Source organism: Holophagales bacterium, assembly GCA_016719485.1.
Taxonomy (GTDB): domain Bacteria; phylum Acidobacteriota; class Thermoanaerobaculia; order UBA5066; family UBA5066; genus UBA5066.
The window spans coordinates 138,464-153,907 of sequence record JADJZB010000028.1 but is presented as its reverse complement, the minus strand read 5'-3'; the positions used below and the strand labels follow the sequence as shown (position 1 = coordinate 153,907).

The 15,444-nt window shown below is 72.1% G+C and carries 12 protein-coding genes and 3 tRNA genes; 8 read left to right on the top strand and 7 right to left on the bottom strand.

The window, feature by feature from the left end; genetic code table 11:
• Positions 1-4: 4 nt before the first annotated feature.
• Genes IPN03_19480 through IPN03_19465 form a run of 4 tightly spaced genes read right to left on the bottom strand, consistent with a single transcriptional unit; the run spans position 5 to position 7,222 of the window.
• A complete protein-coding gene (locus IPN03_19480; GenBank protein MBK9375832.1) occupies positions 5-3,298 on the bottom strand; it encodes a UvrD-helicase domain-containing protein in 3,294 nt (1,097 codons plus the stop codon).
• Positions 3,295-6,405, bottom strand: coding sequence for a PD-(D/E)XK nuclease family protein (locus tag IPN03_19475; protein MBK9375831.1), 3,111 nt, complete (start codon positions 6,403-6,405; stop codon positions 3,295-3,297). The genes IPN03_19480 and IPN03_19475 overlap by 4 nt, the downstream gene beginning before the upstream one ends.
• 9 nt (positions 6,406-6,414) lie before the next feature.
• Positions 6,415-6,993, bottom strand: coding sequence for a UbiX family flavin prenyltransferase (locus tag IPN03_19470; protein MBK9375830.1), 579 nt, complete (start codon positions 6,991-6,993; stop codon positions 6,415-6,417).
• Positions 6,994-7,003: 10 nt separating this feature from the next.
• The gene (locus tag IPN03_19465; protein MBK9375829.1) at positions 7,004-7,222 is read right to left on the bottom strand and encodes a hypothetical protein; all 219 of its coding nucleotides are present in this window, start codon (positions 7,220-7,222) and stop codon (positions 7,004-7,006) included.
• 36 nt (positions 7,223-7,258) lie between these two features.
• Between IPN03_19465 and IPN03_19460 the strand changes: the two genes are divergently transcribed.
• Positions 7,259-7,357, top strand: a tRNA-Sec gene (locus tag IPN03_19460).
• An 89-nt stretch (positions 7,358-7,446) separates the two neighbouring features.
• Here IPN03_19460 and IPN03_19455 read toward each other — a convergent pair.
• Positions 7,447-8,022, bottom strand: a complete 576-nt coding sequence (locus tag IPN03_19455) for a hypothetical protein (protein MBK9375828.1) — start codon at positions 8,020-8,022, stop codon at positions 7,447-7,449.
• A 97-nt stretch (positions 8,023-8,119) separates the two neighbouring features.
• On the opposite strand from IPN03_19455, the gene IPN03_19450 reads away from it, so the two are divergent.
• The 4 genes from IPN03_19450 to IPN03_19435 all read left to right on the top strand — a co-directional run bounded on the left by IPN03_19450 (position 8,120) and on the right by IPN03_19435 (position 12,297).
• The gene (locus tag IPN03_19450; GenBank protein ID MBK9375827.1) at positions 8,120-9,430 is read left to right on the top strand and encodes a SpoIIE family protein phosphatase; all 1,311 of its coding nucleotides are present in this window, start codon (positions 8,120-8,122) and stop codon (positions 9,428-9,430) included.
• Positions 9,431-9,510: 80 nt separating this feature from the next.
• Positions 9,511-10,191: a M15 family metallopeptidase gene (locus tag IPN03_19445; protein MBK9375826.1), complete on the top strand. Its 681-nt coding sequence runs from the start codon at positions 9,511-9,513 to the stop codon at positions 10,189-10,191.
• 22 nt (positions 10,192-10,213) lie between these two features.
• Complete coding sequence (locus IPN03_19440) at positions 10,214-11,689, top strand: sigma-54-dependent Fis family transcriptional regulator (protein ID MBK9375825.1); 1,476 nt, start codon at positions 10,214-10,216, stop codon at positions 11,687-11,689.
• A complete protein-coding gene (locus IPN03_19435; protein ID MBK9375824.1) occupies positions 11,686-12,297 on the top strand; it encodes an orotate phosphoribosyltransferase in 612 nt (203 codons plus the stop codon). Before IPN03_19440 ends, IPN03_19435 begins: the two co-directional genes overlap by 4 nt.
• Here the strand turns inward: IPN03_19435 and IPN03_19430 are convergent.
• Entirely contained in the window at positions 12,281-13,309 is a 1,029-nt protein-coding gene (locus tag IPN03_19430; protein MBK9375823.1) for a flippase-like domain-containing protein, read from the bottom strand. The two genes, IPN03_19435 and IPN03_19430, sit on opposite strands and share 17 nt — an antisense overlap.
• Positions 13,290-14,264, bottom strand: a complete 975-nt coding sequence (locus IPN03_19425) for a glycosyltransferase family 2 protein (protein ID MBK9375822.1) — start codon at positions 14,262-14,264, stop codon at positions 13,290-13,292. The genes IPN03_19430 and IPN03_19425 overlap by 20 nt, the downstream gene beginning before the upstream one ends.
• Positions 14,265-14,408: 144 nt before the next feature.
• Between IPN03_19425 and IPN03_19420 the strand changes: the two genes are divergently transcribed.
• From IPN03_19420 to IPN03_19410, 3 genes are all read left to right on the top strand, one after another.
• Entirely contained in the window at positions 14,409-15,074 is a 666-nt protein-coding gene (locus IPN03_19420) for a ribulose-phosphate 3-epimerase (GenBank protein ID MBK9375821.1), read from the top strand.
• A 162-nt stretch (positions 15,075-15,236) separates the two neighbouring features.
• Positions 15,237-15,311, top strand: a tRNA-Val gene (locus tag IPN03_19415).
• 22 nt (positions 15,312-15,333) lie between these two features.
• Positions 15,334-15,409 (top strand) — tRNA-Val (locus IPN03_19410).
• Positions 15,410-15,444 lie beyond the last annotated feature (35 nt).

Genomic DNA, 15,444 nt, shown 5'->3' with positions numbered 1-15,444 from the left:
CCCTTCAGCCCCGGGCGAAGGCGAGGACCATCTCCTTGACGATCGTGCCTGGTCCGAGGACGGCGGTGAGGGCCCGGGCGTAGCTCGCGAGCTGCGGGGTGTAGAGAGCTTCCCGCTCGGCGCGCGCGGCGGCCGTCGAGACCCTGTCGGTCTTCCAGTCGACGACCACCCAGCCGTCGTCTTCCTCGAAGAGGAGGTCGATCTTTCCCTCGACGAGGGGTGAGCCCTCGAGCGCATCGTCCCGGAAGAGGACCGGCAGCTCGACGAAGCGGCGGCGCGAGGCGCGGGCGCGGGCCACGACGGGGTGGGCGAGGAGGCGCTCCACGAGCGAGACGGCCTCGGCCACTCCGGCCGGATCGAGGGCGGGCAACGTGGCGGCGACCGCATCCTCGGCGGAGGAGGGAGGGACGCGCTCCGGGTCGAGGAGGAGCTCCATCGCTTCGTGCACGGCCGAGCCGAGCCTCACGGCGCGGGCCTGGACCTCCTCGCTGCGTTCGATGGAGGGGAGGTCCTCGGGAGAGGCCGGTCCGGGCGACGCTCCGGGTCGCCAGAGCCCGTCCTTCTCGCCCGACCGGCGGAGAGGGCGGGAGGCGGTGGCACGGGCCCGCCCGAGGCGCGCTTCGGCAGCGGCCATCACGGCGGAGAGGTCGACGGCGGCGTCCAACGGTGCGGTGACAGCAGGAGCGGGCGGGATGGAAACGTCGGGGGAGACGACCTCGACGAGCGGCGCGAGTCGGGCGGGAAGGCCCTCCGCGAACGCGATCGGCCGGAGGAGGCTCTTGCCGATCGGGTCCGAGACGTCGCCGCTCTTGAGCGTCCGCCGCCGGCGAAACCAGGAGAGCACGAGGTTCTTCTTCGCGCGGGTGAGTGCGACGTAGAGGAGCCGCTTCTCTTCCGCCCTCAGCCTCAGCTCGTCCGCGGCCGCGACGAAACGCAGCCCGGGCGTTCCGACGACAAGTCCGGCAACCGGGAGGCGGAGCGCGAGGGTGCCTCCCGCCCGGTCGTAGAAGAGGCTTCGGCGGGACGCGACCTTCTCACGGTCCCGGAATCCGAGTCCCGCGACGACGACGGTGTCGAACTCGAGCCCCTTGGCCTTGTGGAGGGTCAGGAGCCGCACCGCGTCGTCGTCCTCCTCGAAGGCCCGCGGCTCGGGGACCTTCTCCTCGAGGCGAAGGCCGAGGCGCGCGACGGCCTCCCGGAAGGGGAGCCCTTCGGCGTCGAGGGCGCGGGCGAGGACGAGGAGCCGGTCGAGGTTCGCCGAGGCCTGGAGGCCGTTGACGACGGCTCCGTTCTCGACGGCGGCGAGGACCCGGCGCGTCGTGAGCAGGTCGAGGAGCGTCTCGGCGAGGGGGCGGTGGAGCCGGCGCGCACGGAGCGAGCCGAGGCACGCGAGCGCCGCGGCGACGGGCCCTTCGGCCGGAGCCGTTGCCGGTTCGTCGAAGCGCGTGCCGGCCTCGGAAGCGTCGAGGAGCTCGACGTCGGTCAGGCCGAAGAGGAAGGACTTGAGGGCCGCGACGGTGGCGACGGAGTCCGACGGATCGTCGACGGCCCGGAGCGCGGCGACGACGGCGGCCGTCTCCTCGCGCCTGTAGAAGCTGACGCCGCCGTCGAGTACGGCCGGGATTCCCGCATCGCGGAAGACGTCCTGGAAGAGGTCGATCGCGTCGTTGGAGCCGAGGAGGACCGCCGCGCCCCGGTAGCCCCCGGCAGAGAAGCGCGAGAGGAGGAGATTCGCCACGGCCCGGGCCTCCTGGATCGTGGCCTTCGCGTCCGCGGAGTCGTCCTCGTCGCCGTCGTTTCCGGCGGCCCCGGGCGCCTCCTCGTCGCTCTTCGCCGGGAGCTCGGGTGTCGCGAGGTAGAGGACCTGCCCGGGCCGAGCGTCGTCGACCGGTTCGGGGCGCGGCACGAGCGGCGCGTTCGCGACCTCCCAGGGCTCGTCCTGGGCGCCCTCGAATACCGTGTCGAAGATGCCGTTCACGAAGTCGAGGATGCGAGGTGCGGAACGGAAGTTCGTCACGAGGGAGAGGCGGGCGCTCGCGCCGAGCCCGTCCGCGACGCGGCGGTAGGTCTCGACGTCGGCCCGTCGGAACCGGTAGATGGACTGTTTCGGGTCGCCGACGAGGAAGAGTGCCCCCGGTGCCGGCTCGAGGTCGTCCCATTTCTCGGGGTCCTGCTCGCCCGGCGGCGCCGCGAGGCGCAGGACGATCTCGGCCTGGACGGGGTCGGTGTCCTGGAACTCGTCGACGACGAGATGGGGAAAGCGCTCCTGGAAGTGCTCGCGCGCCGCGCGGGAGTCGCGGAGGAGCTTGCGCGCCGCCAGGAGCAGGTCGTCGAAGTCGAGGAGGCCGCGTCTCTCCTTCTCGGCCGCCAGGCGCGGCAGGAAGCCGTCCCTCACGGAGACGGCGACGGCCGCGAGAAGCCTCTCGGCTGGGAGGAATGCGAGGCGGGCCGAGAGGGCTTTCCACTCGTCGCGGAACGCGTTCGCGGCCGTCTTGAAGTCTCCCGTGAAGAACGCCTTCTTCCCGGGCCGGAAGTCGATCGTCGTGACGGGCCGGAAGGCCGCGAGCTCCTCGAGGCCGAGAGAGAGGAGCGACCGGACCTCGTCCAGGGCCGACCGGAGGAGGAGGACCTTCGGGTCATCGCGAAAGTCGGAAGGGACTTCTTCGACGAGGCGATCGCCGTCGCGAACGAGGCTCTCGATCTCCACCTGAACGTACGGGACAGGGTCGTCGGGGATCCGGCAGGAGAGGACGAGCGTCCTCTCCTCGTGAAGCGTCGTGGCGAGCTCGCCGAGCGCCCCGGGGCCGAGGCCGAGGCGGAGGGCCTCGGTGACCGGGCCGTTCGCGCGGGCCTCCTCGTCGATCCAGGCCGAGAAGACCTCCTCGAAGAGCTCCCGCGCGACCCCGTCCTCGGGAGTGACGAACTCCGGGTCGACGCGCGACTCGACAGGCCTCTCGCGGAGGAGGCGCGAGCAGAAGGAGTGGATCGTGGAGACCTCGGCACTGTCGAGGTCTCGGCGCGCGCGCTCGGCGCGGTCCCGGCGGACCGGGTCCCGCGCATCCTGCGCTTCCTCGTCGATGCGTTTCCTCAGCCGCTCCTTCATCTCGCCGGCGGCCTTCTCCGTGAAGGTCATCGCGGCGATCGAGGAGAGCGGCTCCCCGGCGTCGAGGACGAGCTGGAGGATCCGGTCGATGAGGGTCTTCGTCTTGCCGGTCCCCGCGGAGGCCTCGACGAGGAGCGACCGCTCGACGTCGGTGACGGCGGTCGCCCGCGCGGCAGCGTCCGCGAGCGGCGTCACGGGATCGCCTCGAGCGCGAGGAGGGGCGCGCCGGGGTCGGACGCGGACTCGCCCGCGCGCTTGGAGTCGTAGACCCGCCGGTGACCGGGGCCGCAGACGGCCGCGACGTCGCACTGGGAACAGAGGCTGTCGCCTGCCGAGAGCGACGCGGTGCGCGGAAGGAGGTCCCCGGCCCGGATCGTGGCGTCGAGGAGGGCGACCGCGCGGCCGAGGGACCCGACCGCCTCATCGGTGGCGGCGGCGTCGAAGGCGACGGAGACGGCCGTGGGCTCGCCGCCGGCCTTCTCTGGGTAGACGAAGAGGTACTCGGACGAGATGGAGGAAGCGCCCAGAGCCCGTGCGGCCAGGGCGTACGCGGCGAGCTGGACCTTCTCTCCTCCCGCGATCCGGTAGCGCTTCCGGTTCGTCGTTCCGAAGGGCGACGGGCGGCTGAACTTGTAGTCGACGACGCGTGCCACGGCGCCGTCCCGGTCGAGCCGGTCGATTCGGCCGGTGAGGGAGACAGGGGTGAGGTCGTCCCCCTCAGAGGCTTCGACAACCGCGGAAGGGCCGAAGCGGACCTCGGTCCCGGCGAGCGGGAGCGGGTCCTTCCTTCGGCCTTCGAGCTCGGCGACGGCGCGCAGGAGGCCGGCGAGCCGTGCCGTCGCCACTTCCACGAGGACGGGCGGGAGGTCCAACTCCCAGTCGGCGAAGAAGCGTCTCATCTGCCGCCCTGCTTCGTCGTCCGCGCGCGACGACAGGACGTCCGCCAGGGACGAGCCGGTGCGCATCGCGTCGGTGGCCAGGGTTTCCAGCGCCGCGTGGGCGCGCTCGCCCACGGTCCGGCCGTCCAGGACGAGCTCGTCGGGAGGCTCCTGGGGCGCGGAGAGGCCGAGGGCGTCCATCAGGAAGGCCCGGTAGGCGCAGGAGGCGAGCCGCTCGAGGCGGCTCGGTGAGAGAGGGCGATCGTCGAAGAGGAGCCGACGCGGCGCGCGGGAGAGCCGCCCCTCGTATTCCGTGAAGCGGCGCTCGGCGCGGGCCCGTCCCCGACGGAGCGCCCGCTCGAGCGGCTCGAGGCCAGGGGGGAGGGCGGCGGCGAGCCGCGGAGAGAACGCCAGTGCGCGGCGGAGCGCCTCTTCGCTGTCGACCGGAGGTTCGGCCGTGGCCGGCCGTCCCAGGCGGATCCACCGCACCGAGAGGCGGTCCGCGAGGGCGGGGTCGGCGAGATCCGGCTCGGAGACGGGGTGCCCGGCGCGCTCCTCGAGAAGGTCGACGAGGAACGGTGAGAGGAGGCGCGGCCGGTCCGTGGCGGCTTCGCGCCGTGCGGCGAGGAGGACGAGCCGGCGTCGCGCGGCACCCGTGGCGAGGTGGAAGAGAAAGCGCTCCTCCCTGGCGTGGCGCGGGCCCGTGCGCGGAGCGAGCGGCCGCCTCGTGAGGCGCGACAGCTCGGCACGCTCCGCGTCGAAGAGGAGCGGATCGGGCCGTCCGACGCGGGGGAACGACTGCTCGACGAGCCCGGGGACGAGGACGACGTCGAAGGCGAGACCGCGGGCGGAGACGGGGGCGAGGAGGGCGAGACCGTCGCGCTCGAACCGGCCCTGCCGGACGGGAGTCTCTTCGAGAGCTCGTCCGAGAAGAGGAAGGACCTCGGACGCGGCGACGAGTGCGCCCGGCTCGACCCTCTCGAGATTCTCGAGATGCGCGGCGGCACTCGCCAGCTCCTCTATGGAGGGCAGTCCTCCGAGAAGGGTCTGGAAGGACGCGGCCAGCCTCTGCCCCCACGCGGCCCACGAGGCCGGGGTTGCGTCGGGCAGGACGGGATCGAGCAGGTCGATCACCGCGCCGAGGGCGGCGAGGTCGAGCCGCAGACGGGCTTCCCGCCGCGAGAGGCGCCCCTCGGCCTCGGCGGGCTCTTCCGGCGCGAGGCGTGCGAGCCGAGCGCCAAGACGTTTCCGAAGGTCAACCCAGCCCCCGCGGGCGCGCAGCTCGACGAGGGCACGGGCGACGCGTGCGCGGGAGCCCGCAGCCGCAAGGCCGAGCGCCTCGAGGACGTCGACGAGCGCGAGGAGGGGCTCGGATGCGACGCCGCCTGCCTGAAGCTCGAGAAGGCCGAGGGCGGCGCGCCCCATCGGGGTTCGGGAGAAGCCGATCCCGGCGGGCCGGAAGAACGGGATCCTCCTCTGCGTGAGCTCGGCCACGATCGCGGGTTCCTGCCGCACCGGGTCGCGGACGAGGACGGCAATCCGGTAGAGCGGGACGCCGTCGTCGACGGCCCTCAGGATCTCGCGAACGACCTCGCGCGCCTCGGAGAGATCGGACGGCGCGACGACGACATCCGTCTCGAAGGACGCGGGTGTCGGGCCCGCGTCCAGGGCGGTTGCGCCCAGGAGCCCCGAGAAGAGGGCCGCCCGGACCGGCGGGATGCCGTCGCCCTCCTCTTCAGGGGCCCCGTCCGAAGGAACGAAAGCGAGGACGGGCCGCTCCCTGGCGATGACGGACAGCAGCGCCTCGCGAACGCCTCCCAGGTCGTAAAGGCCGTAGACGAGCAGGGGGTCGGAATTGATCGGTCCGCGTTCGAGCGCACCTCGCTCGAGCGCGGAGTCTGCGTCGGCGAAGGCGCTGCGGAGGCTCTCGAGGCGGCAGAGGACCAGAGCGACCTTTCCGAGGAATGCGGCACGGTCGCCGGTGCGCGCGATCTTCGGGGCGAGGTCCCTGAGGACCGATGCGGCGATTCCGGCGCCGCGCAGGTCGGCGGCCGTCCGCGCGAGCAGGGCTGCGGTCGAGGGGCGCTCGCGCAGGACGTCGAAGACGTCTCCTTCGGGCGTGTCGAGGAGCGCCCGGCGCGTGAGGAGCGCTTCGCCGAGGGCCGGCAGCTGCGGCCGCGGGTCGGGATCCCGGAGCCGCTCGCGGGCGAGGTCGAGGAACGTGAGGAAGCGGAGGTTGGCGATGCCGCCGAACGCCTCAGCCGCTCGGCGCCTCAGGTAGACGCCCAGGAGATTGGAGCCGACGAGGACGTCGACGGGGCGAAGCGGGTCGGCCGCCTTGAGGGATCTGATCTCGTCGAGAAACCGCACCTCGAGCGCGGCGAAGTCGCCGACGTGGAGGGTGTGGCCGGAGGGCGCCGCCATCCCGCCCGGTCAGCCCTCTTTCCAGCGGGGGGCGCGGGCGGCTTCGATCCCGAGGAGATCGAGGATCCGCTGGGTGACGAAGCCGAGGAGGTCGTCGATCGTCTTCGGCCGGGTGTAGAAGCCGGGGCACGCGGGCAGGATCGTCGCCCCGGCCTGGGCGGCCTTCACCATCGCCTCGAGCGTCGGGAGGGGCAGCGGTGCCTCGCGCGGAACGAGGACGAGAGGTCGCCGCTCCTTCAGGTGGACGTAGGCCGCGCGGGTCAGGAGGTTGTCGCAGACGCCGTAGGCCACCTTCGAGAGGGTCGTCGCGCTGCACGGGACGACGACCATTCCCGTCGTGCGGAAGGAGCCGGACGCGATCGCCGCGCCGATGTCCTTGTTCGGGTGGACGACGTCGGCGAGGGAGGCGAGCTCGTCGAACGGAATCCCGAGCTCGTCCGCGGCCACCCGCCGTGCCCCCTCGGTCGCGACGAGGTGGACCTCGACGTCCGGCGTGCGGCGGAGGGTCTCGAGGACGTCCTTTGCGTAGGGAATCCCCGAAGCGCCCGAGACCCCGACGACGACGCGGCGCGGAATGTTTGCGGCCATGAAGCGGAGTCTAGCCGCCGGACTCCTCGTCGAGGATGTCGAAGGTCCAGGCGTGGGCGTTCGCCAGCTCGGCCGCAGCGCGCTCGTTCTCCCGGCCTGGATCGGTCGTCTCGAGGAGGAACAGGCCCTGCTCGGGACGGGCGAGGAGTCGCCAGGGGAGCGTGAGCCTCCGAGCGAACGCCCGGAGCGCGGCTTCGTCCTTCCCCTCGACGAACAGGACGCGCGTCACCGGCCGGCCGTCCCCTCTCCGCGTAGAATCCGGCGCGGAAGCGCAAGGGGTCCGGTGGCCTCCCTGGTCTTCAAAACCAGCGTGCACGCTCCGCGAGGGGCGGCGGGTGGGTTCGACTCCCACACGCTTCCGCCATTCGTCTTCCGTCGAGGCGCGGCATCGAGCGTTCCGGAACGTAGAGGGTCGTCGTTCGTAGAATAGAAAATCAAGACCTGACCCCGTGGCTATTTCGGGAGCGGGTGCGGCTCGGAGAAGCCGCGCTTGCGGATGTCGTCGATCAGCTCGCGGTCCGTCTTCAGGGGCTTGTTCTCGCCGTAGCGGACGTCGTCGCGGTGCTGCGGGACGCAGCCGGGCGTCTTGCGGCAGGCCTCGGCGGCGTCGTCCCACTCGCGGCGTGCGTTGTCCCGACGGGAGCTGGTCGTGCGTTCGGGTACGGCGAGGCCCTTCGAGACGGCGCGGTCCATGCGGCGCTGGGCCTGGGCGGCCGTAGCGTCGCCGTCCCCGGCTCTGCCACCTTTCTTCGAGGAGGCCGCGCCCGAGGTGCTGGCTCCGCGCGAGGCGGGCGGCTCCGCAGCTTCGGCCGGGTCGACGGTCTGAACGTCGTCGAACGAGACCTGCTTCGCCGGCGTCCCCTTCGCCTTCATCTCCGCGGCGTGCTCGGCCAGCGTCTTCTCCCTGGCCGGCTCGGTGGACCGGCCGAGTGCGGGTGCCGGGCGTGCCGTGGGGACGGGAGTCGGGGGGGGAGCCGTCGCCGGAGCCGCAGCGTGTGGGAGGAGGAGGGCGAGTGTGAGCGCGAGCATGGTGTCTCTGGACCGTGAGATTACGACGACGCCGGGCCCCGCGGGATCTCAGGAACCGAGAATCAAGACCTGACCCCTGCCGTGATAGCCTCCTTCGGTGGACTCGGCGGCCAGCGGCGGGGTCCGATCCGGGCGGGGGATGACGGGGGAGGCGCGAAACCGGCTCCTCGTGCGGATTGCGCACGAGCTCGACGGGACCCTCAATCTCGACGACGTGCTCGGCCGGCTCCTGGACACGCTCCGCTCCGCCGTCGGATACGACGCCGCCGGGATCTTCGTCCTGAACCGCGAGGAGGTCTTTCCGGGCTACGGACTCTCGTGGAGGACGATCGCGGCGACGGTCCGGCGGGGTTTCGACGGGCCGCTTCCGGACATCGACCGGCTTCTCGCGCTGGGCCAGGGGCTCGTCGGGCACGCCCTCCAGACGGGCGAGGCCGCCGTGGCGCCCGACGTCCGCCTCGACCCGAGGTACGTGATGGGGCGCCCCGCGACGCGGTCGGAGCTGGCGGTGCCGGTCTACGCGGGGGGAAGGCTCGTCGGCGCGATGAACCTCGAGAGCGACGAGACCGGTGCCTACGGCGACGAGGACGCGGAAACGCTGCGCCTCTTCGCGGACGCGGCCGCCATCGCCGTCGAGAAGGCGATCCTCTACCGGCTCTTCGTCCAGAAGGAGCGGCTCGAAGAGCAGCTCAGGCTCGCGCTCGAGACCCGCGAGCTTTCGGGCGCCGCGGCCTGGCCCGGCATCACCGGCTGGGACGCCGCGGGCTTCTCCCGGCCGCGCTACGAGATCGGCGGCGACTACTACGACCACATCCCGCTCGCCGACGGGAAGCTGGGGCTCGTCGTCGCGGACGTCTCCGGGAAGGGGAGCCTCGCGGCGATGACCCTCACGACGTTCCGGGCCATCCTGCGGACCCAGGTAGAGGGGGAGCCCGAGCCGGTGAGGACGGCGGCCGCCGCAAACCGCCTCCTGCGGGAGAGGGTCGGGCCGACGGAGTACGTCACGGCGGTCTACGGCGTCCTCGACGCGGCCAGCGGCCTTCTCGACTACGCCAACTGCGGGCACACGTCGCCGCTCCTCGTCCGCGCGGACGGACGCTATTCGAAGCTGACGACCGGCGGGCCACCCCTCGGCCTTCTCGCGGGAGCCCGGTACCTCGCCGGCGAGGTCACGGTGGAGCCGGGCGACCTGCTGGTTCTCTTCACGGACGGGGTCGTGGAAGCGGAAGCGCCGGGAGGGAACGAGTTCGGCGTCGACCGTCTCGCCGAGGTCGTCTGCGCGTCGCGTCACCTGCCGAGCGGGAGGCTGATCGAGGAGGTCGTGAGGGCGACGGCGGAGTTCTGCGGCTCCGCCGAGTACGCCGACGACTTCACGGTCCTCGTCCTGAAGAGGCTCGGGCAGGGCTGACGACACCTGGCCGGAGTGGAGAATCGAGACCTGATCCCGGTCCTCGGTGACCCCGATCCGGGGCTAGGATCGACGGCAGGATGAGACGCCTCCTTTCCGCGCTCCTGCTCGCCGTCGCGGCTCCCGTTCTCGCGCAGACCGGTCCTCCGGTGGAGGCGGGGCCTTTTCGAGCCTCCGACCTCGTCGAGCTGACGGCCCTCGAGCCCGGGGTCCGGCTCGACGTCCGCTACGCGCGGAGCGACAACTTCCTCGGGCGGCCGGTTTACGGGGAGGCCCGGGCGTTCCTGCAGCGTCCTGCCGCCGAGGCGGTCGCGAGGGTCCACCGGAGCCTGGCCGGGAAGGGCTACGGCCTGATGGTCTTCGACGGCTACCGGCCCTGGGCGGTGACGAAGGCGTTCTGGGACGCGACGCCCGAAGACAAGAAGCTCTTCGTCGCCAACCCCGCGCGCGGCTCGCGCCACAACCGGGGCTGCTCGGTCGACCTCACGCTCTACCACCTCGACACGGGCAAGGCCGCCGACATGGGAGCCGGGTACGACGAGATGAGCCCGCGCTCGTACGCGACGTGGGAGGGGGGAACGAAGGAGCAGGTCGACCGGCGGGACCTCCTCCGGGGCGCGATGGAACGCGAGGGGTTCTTCGTCTACCCGTGGGAGTGGTGGCACTTCGACTTCAAGGACTGGCGCGACTACCCGCTCCTCGACGTGCCGTTCGAGAAGCTCGGCCGGCCAGGGACGCCGCCCGTCACGAAAACTCCCTGACGCCGTCGTATCCTCCGCGGCGATGGCCCAGAGGATTCTCATCTGCGACGACGAGGGCGACATCCGCGAGTCGCTCCGGGAAATACTGCTCGACGAGGGCTACGACGTGACGGCCGTCTCCGCGGGGCCGAACGCGGTGGCCGAGGCGCCCGATCACGACGCCCTCCTCCTCGACATCAAGATGCCGGGCCAGGACGGCCTCGAGACGCTCGCGCAGATCCGCAAGCGCGGCCTCACGACGCCCGTCGTGATGATCTCGGGGCACGGCGACGTGCGGACGGCGATGGAGGCGATCCGGGCCGGCGCGAACGACTTCCTCGAGAAACCGCTCGCCACCGAGCACGTCCTCAACGCCCTGCGCCGGGTCCTCGATGCCTCCCGCCTCACCCGCGAGAACCTCGAGCTGCGCAGCCGCCTCGGCCTGACGCGCCTCGTCGGCGACGCTCCCGCCGTGAAGAAGCTCCTCTCCGACGTGGCCCGCGCCGCGCCGACTCCCGCGACGATCCTCATCGTCGGTCCGAGCGGGACGGGCAAGGAGCTCGTCGCCCGGTCGATCCACGAGGGATCGGCGGTGAGGAACGGGCCGTTCATCCAGGTGAACTGCGCGGCGATTCCCGAGACGCTCATCGAGTCCGAGCTCTTCGGGCACGAGAAGGGGTCGTTCACCGGGGCAGAGCGCAAGCAGGTGGGGAAGTTCGTCGAGGCCGACGGCGGGTCGATCTTCCTCGACGAGATCGGCGACATGTCCCTCTCGGCGCAGGCGAAGGTCCTCCGGGTCCTGCAGGAGGGCGAGGTCGAGCCGGTCGGGAGCCCGCGGGTCGTCCGCGTCAAGGTGCGCGTCATCGCCGCGACGAACCGCGACCTGACGGAGATGATCCGGCAGGGGAAGTTCCGCGAGGACCTGTTCTACCGGCTGAACGTCATCCCGCTGAAGACCCCCGCCCTCGGCGAGCACCCCGAGGACGTCCCGGCCCTCGTCCTCCACTTCGCCGAGCTCTTCGCGCGGACGAACAACTACCGGCCGAAGCGCTTCACCGACGACGCGCTCATGGCGCTCGCCGCGCGCCCCTGGCCGGGAAACGTCCGCGAGCTGAAGAACCACGTGGAGCGGCTCATGATCATGACGGACGGCGACGTCGTCGACTCGGTCGACGTCGAGGTCCCGGGCGAGGTGCGGCCCGAGGGGCCGGTCGTCGTCCGGGGAGGACGCGTCGTTCGCGAAGGTGAGCCGGAGGCCATGGCGGAGGCGGCATCCGAAGCTCCGGCGTCCACGGGAGCCGGTGCAGCGGCCCCGGACGAGGTCTGGCTCCGCCTCCTGGGCGTGAAGACTCTCCAGGATTTCCAGGACGAGGCCGAGAAGCTCTACATCGTCGCCAAGCTCGCCGAGAACGGCGGGAACGTGACGCGGACGGCCGAGGCCGTCGAGACCCCGCGGTCGAATCTCTACAAGAAGATGGACCGCTACGGCCTGAAGAAACGCGAGGAAGCAACGGCATGAACGCCAGCGAAGCGCTCCGTCACTTCGAGGAGACCGAAGCCCTTCTCACGGGCCACTTCAAGCTCTCCTCCGGCCTCCATTCCGACAAGTACCTCCAGTGCGCGAAGGTCCTCCAGTGGCCCGCTCGCGCCAGCGCCCTCGGCGCCGCGCTCGGGGAGGCCCTCGCGCCGCTCGGGATCGACGCGGTCGTCTCCCCGGCGATGGGGGGGCTCATCATCGGCCACGAGGTGGGGCGCGCTCTCGCGCGCCGGGCGATCTTCGCCGAGCGGGTCGAGGGGTCCTTCGCCTTCCGGCGCGGCCTGGGCCTCGAGCCGGGCGAGAAGGTCGTCGTCGTCGAGGACGTCGTGACGACGGGAGGCTCGACGCGCGAGGTCCTCGCGCTCGTGAGGAGCCTCGGGGCCGAGCCGGTCGCCTGCGCCGCGGTCGTCGACCGCAGGGGCCCGTCGGCCGGCGGCGGCACCCAGAGCCTCGAAGGGCTGCCGTTCCGGTCGGTCCTCAGGATGGAGGTCCCGACGTGGGACGAGGCCTCCTGCCCCTACTGCCAGCGCGGCCAGGAGATCGTCTCCCCCGGCTCTCGGCGTCTCTCGTCGGTCAAGGCCGCGGGCTGAGATCCCGCGCGCCGCGCCGGCCCAGGAGCGGCAGGCCGACGACGCCGCAGGCGATCGTCGTCAGCAGGTGGACCGCGCCCGTCACGGTGGCGCCGAGCGCCAGCGGCACGCCCTCGAGCGCGAGCCCTGCCGCAAAGCCCGATTCCATCGGCCCGAACGTCCCGGCGGGGGAGGGGAGGACGGCGGCCGAGAGGACCGAGGCGAGCGAGGCGAACGCGAGCGCGGGGAGCGACGGCGTCAGGCCGAGGGCGGAGAAGAGGAGCGTGAGCGCGGCGAAGTGGCCCGCGAGGAACGCGACCGCCCCGGCGAACGCGAGCAGGTAGGCGCCCGGCGCCTCCCGGGCGACGCGCAGCCCCTCGGCCAGCTCGCCGAGCCCCCGGGCGAGCCGCGGCCGCGCCGCGAAGCGGCGGGCGGCGGCCTCGACGACCGGGACGCCGAGGCGCGGCATCAGGACGAGGAGAACCGTTCCCGCGGCGACCGCCACGGCCGTTGCCCCGCCGAGGACCGGGACGCCGCTCCTGAGGGCGAGCGCCGCGGCGCCGGCGAGGCCGGCGAGAAGGAACGCGGCGCTGTCGAGGGTCTTCACGAGGACGAAGACCGCGCCGGCGCGTGCCCAGCCCGTCCCGAGGACGCGCCTGTAGAGCGCCCAGCTCGCGACCTCGCCTCCGCGGAAAGGGAGGACCTGGAGGAGGAACGTCGTCGCGCCGGAGACGGCCCAGGCGCGGCCGAACGGAATCCGGTCGGCCGGCGGGAGGAGGAGGTTGAGCCGCGCCGCGCGGGCGGCGAATCCCAGCGCGTAGATGACGACTCCGGCCGCGATCAGCCCTGGCCGGGCCTTCCCGAGACGGTCGAGAACGTCGGCGGGGGCGTGCGCGACCTGCCGGGCGAGGAGGGTGAGGAGGACGAGCCAGAGGAGCGTCAGCGCGATACGGCGCAGAAGGGGCAGGATGGGCGAGGGCGGCGAGAGGGTCGGGGGAGTCCGATCCCCCGGCTCACCCTCGGGCGTCGTCACGGTCCTCGGCGCCCCGGGCCGCCTCCTGGCGGCGCAGGCGAAGCAGGATCTCCTCCATGAGCGTCCGGTTGATCGAGATCAGGTCGGCGAGGAGGCCCGTCAGGAACGAGAGGAAGGAGCCGACGAGGAAGACCGTGGCGAGAAGGAGCGACTGGATGTGCGCGCCGGGGGTCTCCCGCGTGGCGAGGAACCAGACGTAACGCGCGAAAAGCCCCGTCCCGAGGAGGAACAGGATCGCCGACAGCCCGAGGAAGACGGGAAGCGGCTTGTAGAGGGCCGACATCCGCAGGATGTTCGCTCCCTGGACGAGGACGTAACGCGACGTCCGCCGGAAGAGCCGCGAGGGCCGGACCGGCGGGTTCGTCCCGACGCGGACGGAGCGGACCGCCATGTTCTTGTGCCCCGCCTGGATCAGCGTCTCGGTCGTGTAGGTCATCCGGGTGTAGACGTTGAGCCGCAGCGCCGCCTCCCGCGTCAATGCCCGAAAACCCGACGTGGCGTCGGGGACGTCGGTGCCCGAGGCACGCCGCACCACCCAGGAGCCGAGCCGCTGGACGAGCCGCTTGCCGGGCGAGAAATCGGCTTTCGTCGCGACGCCGCGGTCGCCGACGACGATCTCGGCCTCTCCACGCAGGATCGGCCCGACGAGCGTGACGACATCGGAGGCGGCGTACTGCCGGTCGGCGTCGGTCGAGACGATGACGTCGGCCCCGAGGGCGAGGGCGCGGTCGAGGCCCGCCCGCCACGCGACGGCCAGCCCCCTGTGAATACCGAGCCGGAGGACGTGGTCGGCCCCGGCCTCCTTCGCCACGCGCGACGTGGCGTCGGTCGAGCCGTCGTCGACGACGAGGACCTCCACCGTCGAGAAGCCGGGCACCTGCCGGGGCAGCTCGCGGACGGCGGCCGCGATCTGCCCCTCCTCGTCCCACGCGGGAATCTGGATGACGAGCTTCACGAACGGCGAGCATAGCCGAGGTCCGGCTCGATCTCAGGCGCGAGCGGCTCGTCGTATGGCCGGATATCGCCTGGTCTGCGCTTCTCCCGGCGAGCCTGTCGCCTGAGCTTCGACGCCGGGCCGTTTCTCGGAGAAGATGGCGCCATGGCGAAGCTCGCCGCCTCCATCCTCTCCGCCGACTTCGGCCGACTCGCCGCCCACGCCCGCGAAGCCGTCGCCGCCGGCGCCGACTGGCTCCACGTGGACGTCATGGACGGCCGGTTCGTCCCGAACATCACGATCGGGCCGCTCGTCGTCGAGGCGCTCCGGCCCCTCCGCGAGGAGACCGGCGCCCTCCTCGACGTCCACCTGATGATCGTCGAGCCCGAGCGGTACCTCGCCGACTTCGCGAAGGCCGGGGCCGACGTCCTGACGGTCCACGTCGAGACCTGCCCCCACCTCCACCGGACGATCCAGCAGATCAGGGAGCTGGGTGTGAAGGCGGGCGTGACGCTCAACCCCGCGACCCCCCTTTCCGCCCTCGAGGAGATCCTTCCGGACGTCGACCAGGTCCTCGTCATGTCCGTGAACCCCGGCTTCGGAGGCCAGTCGTTCATCCCCGGAGCCACCCAGCGGGTCCTCCGCCTCCGCGCGATGCTCGACGCAATCGGCTCGAAGGCCGAGCTCGAGATCGACGGCGGCATCAAGCCTGGCAACGCGCGCGAGGTCGTCGAAGCCGGCGCCACCGTCCTCGTCGCCGGCTCGGCCGTCTTCAGGGGCGACGTCGCGACGAACGTCCGGCGGTTGCGGGAGGCGCTCCTCGGGCCCTGAGGCCCGCGCCCCACGCCCGCTTGACGCTTCCCGCCGGTCCCCGTATCCTCCGCGGCTCCGGCCCATTGGTCGGAGCGGGTCTTTTGAGAATCAGTTCCGGGTCGAGGGCGGGGTTCAAAGTACCTCCACGAGGTCTCCTGCCGGTAGCCCTGGGAAGCTTTTAGGCGCGTAGCTCAGTGGGAGAGCACTACCTTGACACGGTAGGGGTCAGCAGTTCGATCCTGCTCGCGCCTACCATCTCGCTTCCCACTGCGTTCGCAGGCGCTTAGCTCAGCCGGTAGAGCACTTCCTTCACACGGAAGGGGTCAGCGGTTCGAGTCCGCTAGCGCCTACCATCCCGCTCCCCCCTCCTCCCGAAATTCGATCTCGA